We start from the raw sequence: 927 nt of genomic DNA, 5'->3' as shown, positions 1-927 counted from the left end.
TCGAACTCACGCCACGCCCGCTCCAACTCGGACAACGCCACATCATTGCCCTCAGGCCACGACATACCCAACGTCACCAAAAAGAACTTCTGCAACTCCGGAGGCAGCTTCACCGACCCACCGGCCATTTCCTCTCACCTCCTCCCACAACTCGAACAGGTGATCGACCCAGGTCGTCAGTGCTCCGGATCAACGTTCTTTCCAGCGTTTTCCGTACTTTCTCCCTGCGCGCGCCGAACACGCGGTGCACCTCGTTTCGAGGGGACTTCCCTCACGAGAAACCAGGTTCGGGACCGAACGATCGGGCATTGCGCCTCGCCGAATGCGCGGTCCGGCACAAAGCCACCGTTAAAAATTCCAGGGCACCCGGCCCGACACGCCACGCTCGTGCGAGCAGAGACTCGGACACCCCGAGTACGGCGTCCAGGCCACTGTGGACCCGTGCGCCCAGGGCGTGATCCGTGAAGTTCACGGGAGAAGTGCCTGCTGATCACCAGGTCGCGCGTGCTCAGACAGACGACACGCCCAAGACCGTAGCCCGTGTCGTCCGTCTGATCACGGGTGTCGTCCCTCCAAACACACGAGCCGTCCCTCCAGACACGCAGGACGGCCACCCCACGGCCTATTCCCGCTGCCCCGCGCGCCAACTAGCCGAACACCGCCTGCAGCGGCCCCAGTGCGAAATAGATCGCGAACATGGCGGCGATGGCCCACATCAGCGGGTGGATGCCCTTCGCCTTGCCGGAGACGGCGCGGAGCACGACGTAGCTGACGAAGCCGGCGCCGATGCCGTTCGCGATCGAGTAGGTGAACGGCATGACCACGATGGTCAGGAACGCGGGCAGCGCGATGGTGAAGTCGGAGAAGTCGATCTCCTTCACCTGGCTCATCATCAGCGCGCCGACCACGACCAGCGCCGGGGCCGCG

At 64.2% G+C, this 927-nt stretch carries 1 pseudogene; it reads right to left on the bottom strand.

The features are described 5' to 3' along the window. Positions 1 to 647: 647 nt before the first annotated feature. Positions 648 to 927 (bottom strand): annotated as a pseudogene (locus tag CFP71_RS42285) (NCS2 family permease); the annotation flags it as partial.

The sequence above is a fragment of the Amycolatopsis thailandensis genome (assembly GCF_002234405.1).
Classification (GTDB): domain Bacteria; phylum Actinomycetota; class Actinomycetes; order Mycobacteriales; family Pseudonocardiaceae; genus Amycolatopsis; species Amycolatopsis thailandensis.
Note: the sequence above shows the minus strand (reverse complement) of the source record. Positions and strands in the feature narration are given on the sequence as shown.